The sequence below is a fragment of the Phocaeicola fibrisolvens genome, from assembly GCF_025567125.1.
Lineage (GTDB): Bacteria > Bacteroidota > Bacteroidia > Bacteroidales > Bacteroidaceae > Phocaeicola > Phocaeicola fibrisolvens.
Genome location: NZ_JAOQJI010000016.1, coordinates 21,986 through 39,241, shown reverse-complemented (window position 1 = coordinate 39,241; position 17,256 = coordinate 21,986). Strand labels below are relative to the sequence as shown.

13 protein-coding genes are annotated in these 17,256 nt (G+C 46.5%); 10 read left to right on the top strand and 3 right to left on the bottom strand.

The features are described from left to right. Window positions 1-75: 75 nt before the first annotated feature. Complete coding sequence (locus OCV81_RS08650) at window positions 76-1,446, bottom strand: TrpB-like pyridoxal phosphate-dependent enzyme (RefSeq protein ID WP_148329675.1); 1,371 nt, start codon at window positions 1,444-1,446, stop codon at window positions 76-78. Between the two features lie 186 nt (window positions 1,447-1,632). Here OCV81_RS08650 and OCV81_RS08645 point away from each other — a divergent pair, with 186 nt between their 5' ends. Next, complete coding sequence (locus OCV81_RS08645; protein WP_022354717.1) at window positions 1,633-3,462, top strand: TrkH family potassium uptake protein; 1,830 nt, start codon at window positions 1,633-1,635, stop codon at window positions 3,460-3,462. Between the two features lie 3 nt (window positions 3,463-3,465). Next, entirely contained in the window at window positions 3,466-4,155 is a 690-nt protein-coding gene (locus tag OCV81_RS08640; RefSeq protein WP_148329674.1) for a potassium channel family protein, read from the top strand. 6 nt (window positions 4,156-4,161) lie between these two features. Here OCV81_RS08640 and mltG read toward each other — a convergent pair whose 3' ends face one another. Then, window positions 4,162-5,187 (bottom strand): endolytic transglycosylase MltG, encoded by a 1,026-nt coding sequence (gene mltG / locus OCV81_RS08635; protein WP_148329673.1) that lies wholly within the window; start codon window positions 5,185-5,187, stop codon window positions 4,162-4,164. Window positions 5,188-5,395: 208 nt separating this feature from the next. Between mltG and OCV81_RS08630 the strand changes: the two genes are divergently transcribed. From OCV81_RS08630 to pstB, 6 genes are all read left to right on the top strand, one after another. Further along, window positions 5,396-6,934 (top strand): alpha-N-arabinofuranosidase, encoded by a 1,539-nt coding sequence (locus OCV81_RS08630; protein ID WP_148329672.1) that lies wholly within the window; start codon window positions 5,396-5,398, stop codon window positions 6,932-6,934. A 241-nt stretch (window positions 6,935-7,175) separates the two neighbouring features. Then, a complete protein-coding gene (locus tag OCV81_RS08625; protein ID WP_148329671.1) occupies window positions 7,176-8,171 on the top strand; it encodes a hypothetical protein in 996 nt (331 codons plus the stop codon). A gap of 54 nt (window positions 8,172-8,225) precedes the next feature. After that, complete coding sequence (gene pstS / locus OCV81_RS08620; RefSeq protein ID WP_204434729.1) at window positions 8,226-9,284, top strand: phosphate ABC transporter substrate-binding protein PstS; 1,059 nt, start codon at window positions 8,226-8,228, stop codon at window positions 9,282-9,284. 15 nt (window positions 9,285-9,299) lie between these two features. Then, window positions 9,300-10,157, top strand: a complete 858-nt coding sequence (gene pstC, locus OCV81_RS08615; protein ID WP_022354723.1) for a phosphate ABC transporter permease subunit PstC — start codon at window positions 9,300-9,302, stop codon at window positions 10,155-10,157. Window positions 10,158-10,177: 20 nt separating this feature from the next. Then, window positions 10,178-11,047: a phosphate ABC transporter permease PstA gene (gene pstA / locus OCV81_RS08610; protein WP_148329669.1), complete on the top strand. Its 870-nt coding sequence runs from the start codon at window positions 10,178-10,180 to the stop codon at window positions 11,045-11,047. Beyond that, entirely contained in the window at window positions 11,035-11,805 is a 771-nt protein-coding gene (pstB, locus tag OCV81_RS08605) for a phosphate ABC transporter ATP-binding protein PstB (RefSeq protein WP_022354725.1), read from the top strand. Before pstA ends, pstB begins: the two co-directional genes overlap by 13 nt. 92 nt (window positions 11,806-11,897) lie before the next feature. Here pstB and OCV81_RS08600 read toward each other — a convergent pair whose 3' ends face one another. After that, on the bottom strand, window positions 11,898-12,803 hold the full coding sequence (locus tag OCV81_RS08600) for a PfkB family carbohydrate kinase (RefSeq protein WP_148329668.1): 906 nt from the start codon (window positions 12,801-12,803) through the stop codon (window positions 11,898-11,900). Window positions 12,804-13,050: 247 nt separating this feature from the next. On the opposite strand from OCV81_RS08600, the gene OCV81_RS08595 reads away from it, so the two are divergent. Beyond that, window positions 13,051-14,358 carry an inositol-3-phosphate synthase gene (locus OCV81_RS08595; protein ID WP_148329667.1) on the top strand — a complete coding sequence of 436 codons (1,308 nt, stop codon included), beginning with the start codon at window positions 13,051-13,053 and terminating at the stop codon, window positions 14,356-14,358. Window positions 14,359-14,574: 216 nt separating this feature from the next. Next, complete coding sequence (locus tag OCV81_RS08590) at window positions 14,575-17,214, top strand: DUF5686 and carboxypeptidase-like regulatory domain-containing protein (protein WP_148329666.1); 2,640 nt, start codon at window positions 14,575-14,577, stop codon at window positions 17,212-17,214. Window positions 17,215-17,256 lie beyond the last annotated feature (42 nt).

Genomic DNA, 17,256 nt, shown 5'->3' with positions numbered 1-17,256 from the left:
TTTAAAACGCTTAGGCGTTTGAAGGAAAACTCTTCGACGTTTTACCAGAAACGCTTAGGCGTTTTGAGGGGAGTGTCAAAAGTCTACTTTAGGCACATCTTCCAGACTCTTTTCGATGTCTTCTTCCGTCAGGGAATAGTTGGTCAGGTTGCCCGACAGATACTGGTCGTAAGCACTCATGTCAATCAGTCCGTGACCTGATAGATTGAAGAGGATGACTTTTTCTTCGCCTGTTTTTTTGCACTTCTCAGCCTCCTGAATGGTGGCGGCAATGGCGTGGCAAGATTCCGGAGCCGGTATGATGCCTTCAGCACGGGCAAATAGGCATCCGGCCTTGAAGGTGTCGAGCTGTTCGATATCGACAGCTTCCATCAGGTGGTCTTTCATCAGTTGGGAAACGATGACACCTGCCCCGTGGTAGCGGAGACCTCCGGCGTGAATGTTGGCCGGGGTAAAGTTATGTCCCAAGGTGAACATCGGTAGCAGCGGTGTGTAGCCAGCCTCGTCGCCGAAGTCATATTCAAATTTTCCACGTGTCAGTTTCGGGCAGGAAGCCGGTTCGGCAGCAATATAACGTGTTTTCTTTCCTTCCAGAATGGTGTGGCGCATGAACGGGAAGCTGATGCCTCCAAAGTTGGAACCTCCTCCGAAGCATCCGATAATCATGTCGGGGTATTCTCCGGCCATGGCCATCTGTTTTTCTGCTTCCAGTCCGATAATCGTCTGGTGCAAGGTTACGTGACTCAATACCGACCCAAGAGTATATTTACAGTTCGGGGTGGTACGTGCCAGTTCGATGGCTTCTGAAATGGCGGTACCCAGTGAACCTTGATGGTTCGGATATTTGGTCAGGATATTTTTTCCGGCACGGGTAGACATGGAGGGAGAAGGAGTGACCTGTGCTCCGAAGGTCTGCATGATGCTGCGGCGGTACGGTTTCTGTTCGTAGCTGATTTTTACCTGATAGACGGCAGCTTCCAGGCCGAATACTTTGGCTGCGTATGCCAAGGCGGCTCCCCATTGTCCGGCTCCCGTTTCGGTCGTGATGTTTGTCACCCCTTCCTTCTTGCAGTAGTAGGCCTGTGCCAGTGCCGAGTTCAGCTTGTGTGAACCAATGGGGCTGACGCTTTCGTTCTTGAAATAAATGTGGGCAGGTGTTCCCAGTGCCTTTTCCAGTCCGTAAGCACGTACCAGCGGGGTGCTGCGGTAGTATTTGTACATCTCTCTCACTTCTTCCGGAATCTCAATCCAGGTGTCTGTCTGGTTCAGTTCCTGATGGCAGAGCTCTTTGGCAAAAATCGGATAAAGGTCTTCCGGCTTCAAAGGTTCTTTGGTGGCCGGGTTCAGCGGCGGCATGGGTTTGTTGACCATGTCGGCTTGAATGTTATACCAATATTTTGGTATTTCATCTTCAGGCAAGATGAATCTTTTCTGTCTGTTACTCATAATTGCTTACTTTTTTTAAGGTTTTGCCAAAAATATGGAAATAAATGATAACAAACAACTCATTTTGCTTTTTTCTTATCACCTTTTTATCTCCGGTTTCGGATTCAGGCAGATTTCCGGCATCAGATGTGTAAGTATATGGATTTTTCCATACATTTGCAACCGTACCTCAAAACGAGATGAGAGATGGATTATTGGGAACGACTTTACTTATATAAGAAGAAACTGCTGGTGCCGCGCATCAACCGGTTGCTCAATTGGGTAATGGGGGTGAATTTTCTGTGTGGAATGGTTTTCCTGCTCACTATCGTGTATGAATATGGTTTCCGGATTTCGGCTGGAGAACAGACGGTGGTGCATGGGGTGTATCATGCCGTTTGGATTGTTTACCTGCTGACCACCACTTTGCAGATTCTGTTCCGGCAGGAAGATTCTCCGTTCAAGTTCACACCTTGGACTTGGATTCTTACCATACTACTCTATCTCACGTTGTTGCCCGTCATTTTCAAGAAACCGGAGGAGACTACAGGCGTATATTGGGTGTGGGTTTTCTTCCATCATACATTTTACAAGGGAGCGGTGTTGTTGTTGCTTTCGTTCTCTCAGCTTTCGGGTATTCTGGTCCGGCTGTTGGGCAAGCGCACCAATCCGTCGTTGATTCTGGCCGGCAGTTTCCTGGTATTCATTCTGGTGGGAACGGGGTTGCTGATGCTGCCTCGCGCCACTTATCAGGGAATATCCTTCATTGATGCCTTGTTCACCGCGACCAGTGCCACCTGTGTGACAGGACTAGTCAGTGTGGATGTGCCTTCCACTTTTACGCTGGAGGGACAGGTACTGATTATTCTGCTGATTCAAATCGGTGGTTTGGGTGTGATGACGCTGACTAGCTTTTTCGCCATGTTCTTCATGGGAAACACTTCGCTCTACAACCAGTTGATGGTGGGCGACATGATCAGTTCCAATTCGTTGAACTCCCTTTTATCTACCTTATTATATATATTAGGATTCACGCTGGCCATCGAAGGGGTCGGAATGGCCGTTATTTGGTTCAGCATCCATGATACGCTGGGGATGAATTTGCGGGAAGAACTCTTTTTTTCGGCTTTTCATTCGGTATCGGCCTTCTGTAATGCCGGTTTTTCCACCTTGCCCGGCGGAATGAGCAATCCGGCGGTTATGCAGGAACATAATCTGCTGTATGTCACCTTGGGACTTCTGATTGCGTTGGGAGGAATCGGTTTCCCGATATTGGTCAACCTCTATGAAACCGTAGCTTACTACCTGGGTTATCTGAAATGGCGGGTGTTGCATCGTGCCGGTCGGTTCCGTCAGAAAGTGCATCTGTATAACTTGAACACCAAGATTGTGCTGGTGGCCACAGGTATACTCCTGGTAGGAGGTACGTTGGTCATAGCAGCTTTGGAATGGAACCATTCGTTTGCCGGGATGCCGGTGTTGGATAAGTGGGTGCATGCTTTCTTTAATTCTTCCTGTCCGCGTACGGCAGGCTTTGCCAGTGTGAGTCTCACGTCGCTCTCCTTACAGACCCTGCTGCTCATGATTGTACTGATGGTGATAGGAGGGGGCACACAGTCTACGGCTGGCGGTGTGAAGGTGAATGTGTGTGCTGTGGTGCTGATCAACCTGTGGGCTGTGATACGTGGAGCCGACCGGGTGACCATTTTGCGGAGGGAACTTTCGCACGATTCCATTCGGCGTTCCAATGCGGCCATGATGCTCTATCTGTTTCTGGCTTTCGTAGCTATTTTTGCGTTGAGTATGTTAGAGCCGCAGGCCGGACTGCTGGCGGTGACCTTTGAATGTGTGTCGGCATTGAGCACTGTGGGGTCCAGCCTGAACCTGACGCCCACGCTGGGTGATGCCAGCAAGCTGCTGGTTATCCTGCTGATGTACGTAGGACGTGTAGGAGCGTTTACCCTACTCACCGGACTGGTACGGCAGGAGAGAAAACGAAATTACAAATATCCAAGTGACAACATTATCATCAACTGACGTATGAAATATCTGATTATTGGTTTGGGCCATTATGGCAGTATGCTGGCAATGGAACTGACTGCCATGGGGCATGAAGTGGCAGGGGTCGACAGCAATAGCCTGCATGTGGACAGTGTGAAAGACCGCATGGCGGCGTCGTTTGTGCTCGATGCTACGGATGAGACGGCTCTTTCCGTGCTGCCTTTAAAAAGCGTGGATGCGGCCATTGTGGCGATAGGCGACAATTTCGGGGCCTCGGTCCGCATTGTGTCGCTGCTGAAGAAACTGAAGGTGAAACGTATCTATGCCCGGGCTGTCGATGAGGTGCATAAGGCGGTGCTGGAAGCTTTTTCCATCGACCGTATCCTGACTCCCGAGCAGGATGCTGCCCGTTTGCTGGCGCAGCAGCTGGAATTGGACGGAGGAGCCGAGTTGTTTCAGATTGACGAAAATACGTATGTGTTCAAGTTTGTGGTACCTTCCAAACTGGTAGGTTATCACCTGAACGAACTGAATCTGGAGCAGGAGTTCGGCATCAAGCTGATTTCGCTAATAAAGGGAAAGCAGGTTCAGAATTTTCTGGGAATCTCCGTCTTTGAACGCGAAGTTTCCAATGCATTCCCCGAGGACTATGCATTGCAGCAAGGCGACGGCCTGGTGTGCTACGGTCCTTATTCCCGTTTCATGCAGTTTTGGAAATCCGTCCGTTAGGTAAGCCTAACGGATGTTTCTCTTGTTCAACGCCTGCTGGTAACGGCGCGCATTGGCCTGGTGTTCGGCAAAGGTGACGGCAAAATTATGCGTGCCCGAGAAATCTTCCTTGGCACACATATAAAGATAGTCATGTTGTGCATGATTCAACACGCTTTCTATGCCCTGAATAGAAGCAATGCGGATAGGTCCGGGAGGAAGTCCGGTATGCTTGTAGGTGTTGTAGGGGCTGTCTGCCTCCAAATGCTTGTGGAGGATGCGACGCAGGCCGAATTCCTGTAAGCTGAATTTCACGGTAGGGTCGGCTTGCAGCGGCATATCGGCTTGCAGACGGTTCAGATAGAGTTCGGCCACCATGGGCATCTCTCCCCGGTTGGCAGTTTCTTCTTCCACGATGGAGGCGAGTGTGCTCACCTCCACCGGAGTCAGTCCGGCAGCCTTTGCCTTCGCTTTCCGCTCTTCGTTCCAAAAACGGTTGTATTCCTTTTTCATACGTTGGAAGAAATCTTTCGCCTGCATGTTCCAGTACACCTCGTAGGTATTCGGAATAAAGAGTGCCGGAAGCGTTTCGTAGGTGAATCCCAAAGAATCACAGAAACTGCTGTCGCACATCAGCGTGAAAATTTCCGTGGAATCGGCCATGAGTTGGCGGTCCAGTGAATGTGCCAGGCGGTCCAGTGTACGGACGCTGGGGATGGTTACTTTTACCGGTGTCTGGTGTCCGCTGCTCAGACGACGGAACAAGGTCAGGGTGTTGGTCTGCGCGTCAAAGCGGTAAGCTCCAGTGTGAATATGCTTGTCATAAGATTTGAAGCGTGAAAGCATGCGGAAACCTGCCAGGTGCTTTCCATGCAGGTCGTGCTGTATCTTGACATAAACCGAATCAGCGGTGTCGTCGCCGTCAATGTAAATAAAGGTGGGCTGCGTGAGCTGAAGCGGACGGTTGAACAGCAGACAGAAGATGCTGATGATTCCTGCTAGAAGGACGGTCGCTATGACAGACCAAAGAATAATTCGTTTCTTAGAATGCATGTGAAATAATTTTGGATGCAAAAGTAGTAGAAAACTTGGTATCCTGTTGCGAAGACGGGAAGGAATATGTGCTTTGGAGTTTATTTTTCAAGTATTTTTAAGGGAATGTTCAATTCTCCTCCTGAAAGTGTGTTGTTGTACACCTTATGCGTAGGAAAATTATTTATTTTTGTAGGGTGAAAAACGACAAAATAAAATCAATAAAGTTATGAAAAATGCAATTCTAGGGTTGGCTTTTTTTGCCGCGATGCCTTTGTTTGCCCAACAAAAGGCTACAGTGACTGTTCATCCGGAACAGGGAAAACAAATCATCAACAAAGAAATTTATGGTCAGTTTGCCGAACATCTGGGTACCTGTATTTATGGTGGTCTCTGGGTGGGAGAAGATTCGCCGATACCGAACATCAACGGGTATCGTAAAGACGTATTCGAGGCGTTGAAGGCTTTGAAAGTGCCTGTACTTCGTTGGCCGGGAGGATGCTTTGCCGATGAATATCACTGGATGGACGGCATCGGTCCGCGTGAAAAACGTCCGCGCATGGTCAACAACAACTGGGGAGGTACCGTGGAAGACAACAGTTTCGGTACGCACGAATTTCTGAACCTGTGCGAAATGCTGGGATGTGAACCTTACATCAGCGGAAACGTAGGTAGCGGAAGTGTGGAAGAAATGGCCAAGTGGGTGGAATACATGACCTCTGAACAGGGAAGCCCGATGGCAAAACTGAGAAAGGAAAACGGACGTGAAAAACCGTGGAAGGTGAAATATTTCGGCGTCGGAAATGAAAGTTGGGGATGCGGTGGCAGCATGCGTCCGGAATACTATTCCGATTTGTATCGCCGTTATTCCACTTATTGCCGCAATTACGACGGCAACCGTCTGTTTAAGATTGCCAGTGGAGCCAGCGATTATGACTACAACTGGACCGAGGTGCTGATGAAGAACATCGGACATCGCATGGATGGTATTTCCTTGCATTATTATACGGTATTGGGTTGGGATGGCAGCAAAGGTTCGGCTACCAAGTTCAACGACGAGGATTATTACTGGACGGTAGGTAAGTGCCGTGAAATTGAAGACGTGCTGAAACGCCACATTGCTATCATGGACAAATACGACCCGAAGAAGCAGATTGGATTGATGGTCGACGAATGGGGAACCTGGTGGGATGAAGAACCGGGCACCGTTAGCGGGCATCTTTACCAGCAGAACACGCTGCGTGATGCGTTTGTGGCTTCCTTGAGTCTGGACATTTTCCATAAGTACACTGACCGTGTGAAGATGACCAACATCGCACAGGTGGTCAATGTGCTTCAGTCCATGATTTTGACAAAGGACGACAAGATGGTGCTGACTCCGACCTATTATGTGTTCCAGATGTATAATGTGCATCAGGATGCCACCTATCTGCCTTTGGATTTACAGTGTGAACGGAAAATCGTACGCGACGACCGCATTGTGCCGATGGTCAGTGCCACCGCTTCCCGCGATAAAGCCGGAGCCATCCATGTATCCTTGTCGAACATTGACCTGAAAGAATCACAGGACATCACGCTGACGTTGGGTGACGTGAAAGCCAAATCGGTGACCGGCCGTATTCTGACCTCCGACAATATAGACGATTATAATACGTTTGAACAGCCTGACAAGGTGAAACTGGCTGATTTCAAAGGTGCCAAACTGACCAAAAACGGGTTGGAAATCAAATTACCGGCCAAATCTATCGTAACACTGGAAATTAAGTAACCAGATTCATTTATCCTTTGGTTAGTGAAACTGAAGGAAGATAAATTGTTGGGAATAAGCTGAATATCGTCTTCTGAATCGATCGTTTTCTTTTGCAATAGAGACTTCGGAAGGCGATATTCTGCTTTTGTAATACATTTGTAACAGGGTGTTACATTTTCTTTAAGTGGATGACATCTATTTGTAATACCAATTCAAGACCTTTGCAGTGTCAAAAATATAAATCTCCAAAAAGATAAAGATGAAGAAAAGAATTTCATGGTTTTTGATGGCATGTGCCTGTGTTGCGGTGCCAACTTTTGCTGAGAGTAATCCCGACAAGTCGGAACCCGCCGAAAAAAAAGGTGCGGCTATTATTACCATCTATTCTGATGTGCATTCCGGTTTCGGCCATGTGAATGATGACAGGGGATTTGGATTGGACCGCGCGTATCTGGGTTATCAATACAACTTGCCTCACGGTTTGCAGATGAAGGCAGTGGTGGACTTCGGTCAGTCGCAGGATGTAGGTGATTACCATCGTATCGGTTATATCAAGAACGCACAGATTACGTGGAAGCAGAAAGGATGGACGCTGAACGCCGGATTAATCAGTACCACACAGTTCAAGCTACAGGAAGATTTCTGGGGCAAGCGTTATGTGATGAAGTCTTTTCAGGATGAATACAAGTTCGGAAGCAGTGCCGACCTGGCATTCTCTGTAGCCTATAAGTTCAATAAGGTGGTTTCGGCTGATGTGATTGTGGCCAACGGAGAAGGTTATAAGAAGGTGCAGGTGAAAGACGGTTTGCAATATGGGGCTGGCGTCACGCTGACTCCGGTAAAAGGGCTTGTGGTTCGCGCGTATGGTTCTTATAATGAGGCGGTGGAAGAAGGTGAAAAAGGGATTACCAATCTGGCGGCCTTTGTGGGGTATAAAAATGATGCCTTTTCGGTGGCAGCTGAATATAACTACCAAACCAATGCTAAATATGTGGATGGTTGTGACCAGGATGGTGTGTCAGTGTACGCTTCGGCTCAGCTGAACAAGAAAATCGGTCTTTTCGGGCGTTGGGACATGCTTTCTTCCAAGAATGACTGGAACAAGGATGCCGACGGAATGGCCGGTATGCTGGGAGCGGAGTTCAAACTGGGCAAGTACGTGAAGCTGGCGCCGAACGTTCGCCTTTGGTCGCCGAAAGCAGAGGGAGGAAAGCTGTCGAGCTATGTGTATCTGAACGCTTCCTTTGCCATTTGAGATGTGAGACGAGAAAAACAAATAGATTCATAACTTATATAAATGTATAACACAATGAAAAAGTTTTATTTGCCTTTAATTGCTGGAGCGATGGCTTTGTCACTCGCAGCTTGTGGTGGACAGAAATCTGCTAATGGACGTGAATCCGTGGAACTGACTGGTGCAGGGGCCACTTTCCCCTTGCCATTTTACAATATGTCATTCGAGAACTACAATGCTACTTCCGGCGACAAGGTATCTTACGGAGGTATCGGTAGTGGCGGTGGTGTCCGTAACCTGAAGGATGGCATCGTAGACTTTGCCGGTAGTGATGCGTTCTTGAGCGACGATGAAATGAAGGAAATGCAGCCGGTGGTACACATCCCGACCTGTATGGGAGCTGTAGTGATGGCTTACAACTTGCCGGATGTAGTGAAACTGAACCTGTCGGGTGACGTGATTGCCGATATCTATGCCGGCAAGATTACTGACTGGAACGATGCCCGTTTGCAGAAACTGAATCCGGATGTGACACTGCCGGCCAAGAAAATTATCCTGGCTTACCGTTCAGACGGTAGTGGTACAACTTTCATCTTTACCGATTATCTGTCAAAAGTCAGTGAAAACTGGAAGAACACTTATGGAGCAGGAAAGACGGTCGACTTCCCGGTAGGACAGGCTGCAAAAGGTAATCCGGGTGTGGCTGGAATCATCGCACAGACTCCTTACTCATTGGGATATATCGGTTCTGAATATGCTTTCGCACAGAAAATTGCGTATGCCAGTGTGTACAACAAGCGCGGTGAACTGGTAACGCCTTCTACTGAAAGTATCTCGGCTGCTGCCGGTGACATTCCTCAGGATACACGCTGCTCTATTACAGATGCCGATGCAGCCGGCGCTTATCCTATCAGCTGCTTCACCTGGCTGTTGATTTACAAGGAACAGCATTACGCAGAACGTTCTTTGAATCAGGCAAAAGCTACTTTGGAATTGATGCAGTATATGCTGAGCGACAGCGTACAGCAGACTACGGCTACCGTACACTATGCTCCGCTGCCTAAGAAGGCCGTAGAACTCAGCCTTCAGAATCTGAAAGCTGTAACTTACGATGGACAGCCGATTCTTAAATAATTAAGACGAAAGATTATGCAAGACAAAATTTTTAAAGTCTTACTTATCTTATCGGCGATTGTGATACCAGTCATTGGTGGGGGAATTATTTACTCCCTCACCGTTGACGCTTCTGGAGCTTTTGAAACATTCGGCTTCTGGAACTTCATTTTCTCGGACGACTGGGTGACCACCGCCGGCAAAGAAAGTTATGGCGCTCTTCCTTTTATTACAGGTACACTGCTGACCACTATATTGGCCTTGCTGATGTGTATTCCTTTCTCTCTTCCTGTCGCATTGTTTACCGGTGAATATTTCCGCGGAAAGAAAATTGCCGCCATACTGGGAACTGTGATTGATTTGCTGGCAGGTATTCCTTCTATTATCTATGGTCTGTGGGGATTTTACGTACTTCGTACGGTGTTCATGCATTTGAATTTGTCACCGCAAGGCTCGGGTATCCTGACCGCTTCGTTTGTGCTGGCCATCATGATTGTGCCTTATGCAGCTTCACTGAGTTCGGAGTTCATCAAGATGGTTCCTTCTGATTTGAAGGAAGGGGCTTATGCCATGGGAGCGACACGGGCAGAAGTCATCCGGCGAGTGATTTTCCCAATGGCGGGTTCCGGTATCTTCTCTTCTTACATTTTGGCCATTGGCCGTGCATTGGGAGAAACCATGACGGTAACCATGTTGATTGGTAATACCAACCAGATGCCCGACACGTTGCGTACCACGGGAAACACCATGGCGAGTATCATTGCCAACCAGTTTGGAGAAGCGGATGGCTTGAAACTGTCTTCACTGATAGCCATCGGATTGCTGTTGTTCTTGATTACAGCCATTATCAATATTATCGGTAAGATTTTGATTCGCCGTGCCCGTCATGTCTAACTCTCTAAAAAGAAGAATTTATGTTGTATGGAAATAATATAAAATTGCGTATCCTGAAGAGCCGGTTGCTTTACATCTTGGTATGTGTACTGTCGGGAGTGACTGCAATTCCGTTGCTGGCCATACTGGGAGAAGTATTGGTGAAAGGATGGAGACAGTTGGGCTGGTCGTTCATCACGGAAGCCACGCCAAATGCCTATAAGGCAATGATGGCCGCTTCTGCCGGAGAAGCCATTCCGGGAGGAATTGCCAACGGAATTATCGGAACCTTCCTGATGCTGATTCTGGCGGCTGTAGTAGCCATTCCGGTAGGGATACTTTGTGGTATTTGTCTTTCGGAATACAGAAAAAGTTGGTTTGCGGTGATTGTCAGTTACCTGACCGACTTGCTGCAGGGAACTCCGTCCATCATTATTGGTATTATCACTTACATCTGGGTGGTGGTGCCGATGAAAGGATATTCGGCCATTGCCGGAAGTGTGGCCCTGTTCATCATGATGCTGCCGTTGATTATCCGTTCTACGGAGGAAACCATGAAGGTGCTTCCGGAAACGTTGAAAGAAGCCGGACTGGCTTTGGGAGGAAGCTATTGGCGGGTGATGTTGAAGGTGATGTTACCTTCCGCTTTGGGCAGTATCTTTACCGGTATCTTGCTGGCCATCTCGCGTGTGGTAGGTGAAACAGCCCCGTTGATGTTTACGGCTTTAGGAGGTGCGGCTATCAGCTGGAACATGACTAAGCCGATGTCGGCCGTGCCGTTGCTGATTTGGGAATTCTTCAACGATCCGAACCTGCAGAGCCTGATATGGGGAGCTTCCCTGTTCCTGTTGACTTTTGTGTTATGTCTGAATTTATTAGCTAAACGAATTGCAAAGAAATGGAAAATATAAAGAATCCGATTCTCCAGATAAAAGATGTGTGCATCTCGTACACCAGCAGTGTGATGGCCGTGAAACACGTATCGGCCGATATTGAAAAAAATACGATTACGGCCATCATGGGGCCTTCCGGATGTGGAAAGAGTACCTTGCTGCGTGCAGTGAACCGTATGCACGAGCTATATAAAAATATCCGTGTGACGGGTGAGATTTTGCTGAACGGGGAGAACGTGTTGCAGATGCACCCGATGGAAGAACGTCGCCGCATCGGTATGGTGTTCCAGCGCCCGAACCCTTTCCCAACCATGAATATTTACGACAATGTGTTGGCCGGATATATTCTGAACGGTATCCATCTGTCCAAGTCGCAGAAGGATGAAATCGTGGAACGCAACCTGCGAAACGTGTGCCTGTGGGACGAGGTGAAGGATGCCTTGACCAAGCGGGGTACCTTCCTGTCCGGAGGACAGCAGCAGCGTTTGTGCATTGCCCGCTCACTGGCACTTCAGCCGGATGTACTGTTGATGGACGAACCGACTTCTGCCTTGGACCCGATTGCCACCAAGCACATTGAGGGCCTGATGGATCAGCTGAAGAAGGAGGTGACCATCTTGATTGTGACACACAACATGTCGCAGGCAATGCGTATCTCCGACCGCTCCATGTTCATGTATATGGGAGAACTGATTGAATACGATGATACGGAAAAAATGTTTAAGAATCCGGTTGACGAACGTACCCGTGCTTATCTGACGGGTAAGATGGGATAATCCGAGAACCGATGACAGGTAAAAAACAAGGGTTTGCAGCTGAGTGATTCAGTGTGCAAACCCTTTCTTTATAATGTAATATTTTGTTTTGCTTATTTGGCAGCCAGCACTTCCGGCTTAGCCTTGTCGGTTTGCAGGATATGCCACACCTCTTCTTCCGTTCCGGAAAAAGGACCTGATTTTTCCAGTTTGATGGTCGACATGGCGGCAGCAAAACATCCGGCTTCTGCATAGGATGCACCTTTGTTGCGCATGTACAGATAACCGAGTACATAGGTATCTCCACATCCTGTGGCATCCACCACTTCTTTCGGGGCGTAGGCTGGTATCTTGTAGAATTTACCTTCGGCATAGATAATGCTTCCCAAACTGCCCAAGGTCAGCAGAACTTCTTTTACTCCCCATTGGGCCAACTGGCGGGCGGCTTGCTGCGGGTCCTTGAATCCTGTCAGCACTTCTGCTTCGTGTTCGTTGACTTTCAGAATGTCAATGTATTTCAATGCTTTTTTCTTTTCATGCCAGTCTACAGGATATACCTGTTCGCCTTTCACTTCCCGCAAATATCCTTGTGCATCTACGGCCAAGGTACCTTTTTGCGCCAGTTCTTTGACTACTTCCAATGGAAAATCATCCGCCAACAAACTTCCCAAATGGAAGATGCGTGCATTTTCGTCCTTGAGGGCATCTGCCGTAAAAGGGTCGGCCTTTGCCAGTACACGCTGGGAGCGGTTGTCCTGGTTTTCTTCGTATGTATTTTCGAAGTACACCGTATGACGGCTTGGGAGGACTTCCACTTGGAGACCTTCCTTTCTCATTTCTTCCACAATGCCGTATTCACTGGGTGCAACCGCTGTGACCAGTTTGTAGTTTTTGAAGTCATTCAACCGGCGGATTCCGTGAGAAAAATAATACGAAGTGCCTCCCGGCATGTAAGTAGTTTGTTTTGGAGTCACAATTTTATCTAATGTAATGTGTCCGATGCAACAAATATCATTCATGGATTGGGTATTTCTTTTTTTATATGCGCTTGCAAAGATACGGATAATTTTACTGTCTGTGGAAACTGTTGATGGCTTTTTCTTCTGAATTTGTGTCTTATTTCTACGTATATTCCAATAAAAGAGGAAGTAAAATGCTGGTTTAATCAAACAAAAGTTTAACTTTGAGCAGTTTGTCCTTTTGGAATGTTCAAAGTGATGAACTCTCGGAAAGGACAGAAAGTGAAAGAAAAAAAGAAATTTAGAAATGGAAAAAATGAATGTGAAACCCGCTGAAGGTAAGCTGGGTGTTTTGTGTGTGGGTCTGGGAGCTGTAGCTACCACATTTATGACCGGAGTTTTAATGGTGCGTAAGGGGCTGGCCAAGCCGGTAGGTGCTATGACACAGTATGATAAGATTCGTGTCGGACGCGGAGAGAAAAAGAAATACCTGCATTATGGCGAAATTGTTTCGATGGCCAAACTGGATGATATGGTGTTCGGCGCCTGGGATGTGTATCCGGCCAATGCCTATGAATCGGCTATGAATTGTGAGGTGTTGCGTGAAAAGGACATTCGCCCGGTGAAGGAGGAATTGGAAAAGATTGTACCGATGAAAGCCGCTTTCGACCATAATTATGCCAAACGTTTGGACGGAAACAATGTGAAGGATTGTGCCACCCGCTGGGAGATGGTGGAACAATTGCGGGAAGATATTCGCAAGTTTAAGGCGGAAAATAATTGTTCACGTGTGGTGGTGTTGTGGGCGGCTTCTACTGAAATTTATGTACCGGTTTGTGAAGAAGTGCATGGCACATTGTCTGCTTTGGAAAACGCCATGAAGCAGGATGACCGGGAACATGTGGCTCCTTCCATGTGTTATGCGTATGCGGCTTTGGCGGAAGGAGCACCGTTCATCATGGGGGCACCGAATACTACGGTTGACATTCCGGCTATGTGGGAACTGGCTGAAAAGGCTAAGATGCCGATTGCTGGCAAGGACTTCAAAACCGGGCAGACATTGGTGAAATCGGGCTTTGCGCCGATTATCGGTACGCGTTGCCTGGGCCTTTCCGGATGGTTCTCTACCAATATCCTGGGGAATCGTGACGGACTGGTATTGGATGAACCGGCTAATTTCCACACCAAGGAGGTGAGCAAGCTGTCTACGCTGGAATCTATACTGGCTCCTGAAAATCAGCCGGATTTGTATTCCGATTATTATCATAAGGTACGTATTAATTATTATCCTCCCCGTAATGACAATAAGGAAGGATGGGACAATATTGATATTTTCGGCTGGATGGGCTATCCGATGCAGATTAAGATTAATTTCTTGTGTCGTGACTCCATTCTGGCGGCTCCATTATGCTTGGACCTTGTCTTACTGAGCGACTTGGCGGCTCGTGCAGGACGTTATGGTATCCAGCGTTTTTTAAGCTTCTTCTTGAAGAGTCCGATGCACAATTATACAGAGGGAGAAATTCCTGTGAACCATTTGTTCCAGCAATATGTGATGTTGAAAAATGCCTTGCGTGAGATGGGAGGATACGAGGCCGATGAAGAGATTGATTGACGAGAGATTATATCTTTGACAGATATTTTTGGGGACCGGTAGTGGAAGATGATTTCATTACCGGTTTTTCTTGTTGAACGAAAAAAAATATATTCCATTATTCATAAAAAAAGGTAAGAATGTCATTTTTCAGGGAGTGAAATTTGTAGGAGACCTTTACACTATGTACTTTTACAAAATGGTTAAGTGTATATTACTTAAGTATTAAATTCAGGTATGATAAAAAGATTGTTTTTTTTATTTGTTTTGTGTCTGGGAGTTGTGAAACTTTCAGCACAGATTAAAGGTGTAGTAACAGATTCCGAAACAGGTGATCCTATTCCTTATTTGAACGTATATTATGATGGAAAAGGAGTGGGTACCATTACTGATATAGATGGACAATACACAATATCTGTTCATCCGGGATGGACGAAGCTGACATTTTCTATGGTAGGATATGGCACGGAGGTGCGTAATGTGTCGGTCAACACAAAGAAACTGGATGTGAAGATGAAGCCGGATTTGGTGTTGGATGAAGTAATCGTAAAACCTAAAAAAGAAAAATATTCCCGGAAGAACAATCCGGCGGTAGAAATGATGAAGAAAGTTATTGCTGCTAAAAAGTTGAATGACTTGGGAGTGAATGACTTTTATCATTACAATAAATATCAGAAGATTACTTTTTCACTGAATAATATAACAACGGATTCGCTTCGTGAATCTAATTTGTTTAAAAAATATCCGTTTTTTCGCGACCAGGTGGAGGTGTGCGAAGTGACGGGGAAGAACATTCTGCCTATATCTGTAGATGAAACGGTAACAGAAAAACTCTATCGGAAAGAGCCTCACGATGAAAAGACGATTGTGAAGGGGATTAACTCTACCGGAGTGAATGAACTGTTCAATACGGGAGATATGTTGTCGACGGTGTTGAAGGATGTATTTCAGGATATCAATATCTATCAGGATCGTTTTCGTTTCCTTCAGTATCCTTTCGACAGTCCGATTTCAAATGCGGGAATCAACTTTTATAAGTATTACATCATGGATACGGTGATGGTGGAACGCGAAAAGTGTTTCCACCTGACTTTTGTGCCTAATAATTCTCAGGATTTTGGATTTACAGGGCATTTGTATATTTTGGCCGATTCCACTTATCGGGTAAATAAATGTGTGATGAATCTTCCGAAGAAGACAGATATCAACTTTGTAGATAATATGATTATTGAGCAGAAATTCGGTCAGTTGTCTACAGGGGAATGGGTTTTGATGGAAGATGATATGTTGTGTGAAATGTCTTACCTGAAGAAACTTTTAGGCTCATTTCAGGTGAGGAGACAGACCCGTTATTCCGATTTTGGATTTGATGAGATTCCGGCAAAGATTTTTAAGAAAAAAGGAGCTGAAATAAAGGATGTCAATGCCATGATGCGGGATGATTCATTCTGGAAGGAATATCGGCCGACGGAGCTGACCAAGTCGGAAGACAATATGGATTCGTTTGTGGATAACCTCTCGAAGATAAAAGGGTTTAAGTACATCATGTTCGTGGCAAAGGCTTTCATTGAGAACTTTGTAGAAACTGGAGTGAAAGGAAAGCCCAGTAAAGTGGATATCGGTCCTATCAATACAATGATATCCAGTAATTATATTGACGGGCTTCGCTTGAGAGCTTCTGCACAAACTACGGCGAATCTGAATCCTCATCTCTTCTTGAGGGGATATTATGCGTATGGTTTCAAGGACGAAAAGTCGAAGTATAAGGCTGAAGTGGAATATTCTTTCAATAAAAAAGAATATTTGCCCAGGGAATATCCGATTAATTCGTTGACGGTTTCGTATTCATACGACAACATGTTGCCGTCTGACAAGTTTATGGGGACGGATAAGGATAACGTGTTTACCTCGTTTAAGGTGACCACCGTCGACCAATATAATTATGAACGGACAGCTAGCGTGAAGTATGAACTGGAGAAGGAAAGTGGTTTGAAAACTACGTTGATGTTGAAGCATACCAACTTGGAAGCTTGTGGAAAGCTTTTTTATCGGACCATGGCACAGGAGAATCAGTTGCAGCAGGCACTGGCTACAGGAGAATTGACCGGTACAGACTGGGTGCGTTCTCCATATAATACAAGAGATTTCTCTCTTGCTGAGGCTACTTTGGCATTCCGCTATGCACCGGGTGAGACTTTTGTCAATACCAAGCAGCGTCGTTTGCCGATTAACTTGGATGCACCGGTCTTTACTTTGCAGCATACGCTGGGGTTGAAGGGTATACTGGGAAGTGATTATACCTATAATATGACGGAAATCAGTCTCTACAAACGCTGGTGGCTCAGTTCGTGGGGTAACATTGATACAAGCATAAAGGGAGGCATACAATGGAATAAAGTACCTTTCCCATTGTTGATTATGCCTGCCGCAAACTTGTCGTATATCATTCAGAATGAGACATTCAATCTGATCAATAACATGGAGTTCCTGAACGACCGTTATGCTTCTTTGGATGTGTCATGGAATTTGCAGGGAAAGATATTCAATCGCATTCCTTTGCTGAAAAAACTGAAATGGCGTGAGTTTATCGGCATCAAATGCTTGTGGGGGACGTTGACAGACAAAAACAACCCGTTGCTTCCTCAGAATGCCAATGATTCGGAACTGATGCTGTTCCCGGGACATTATGATGCAGCTGGAAACTTCCATACTTCAAGTTATGTGATGGATCCGAAAAAGCCTTATGTAGAGGTAAGTGCGGGAATCCATAACATTTTCAAGTTGTTGCATGTGGAGTATGTACGCCGCTTGAACTACAATGAACTGCCTACTGCCAGCAAATGGGGAATTCGCTTTATGATTCGTACAGTCTTCTAATTTTTACTAAATGCATGGACGGGTCTCAAACTTTTTGTAATT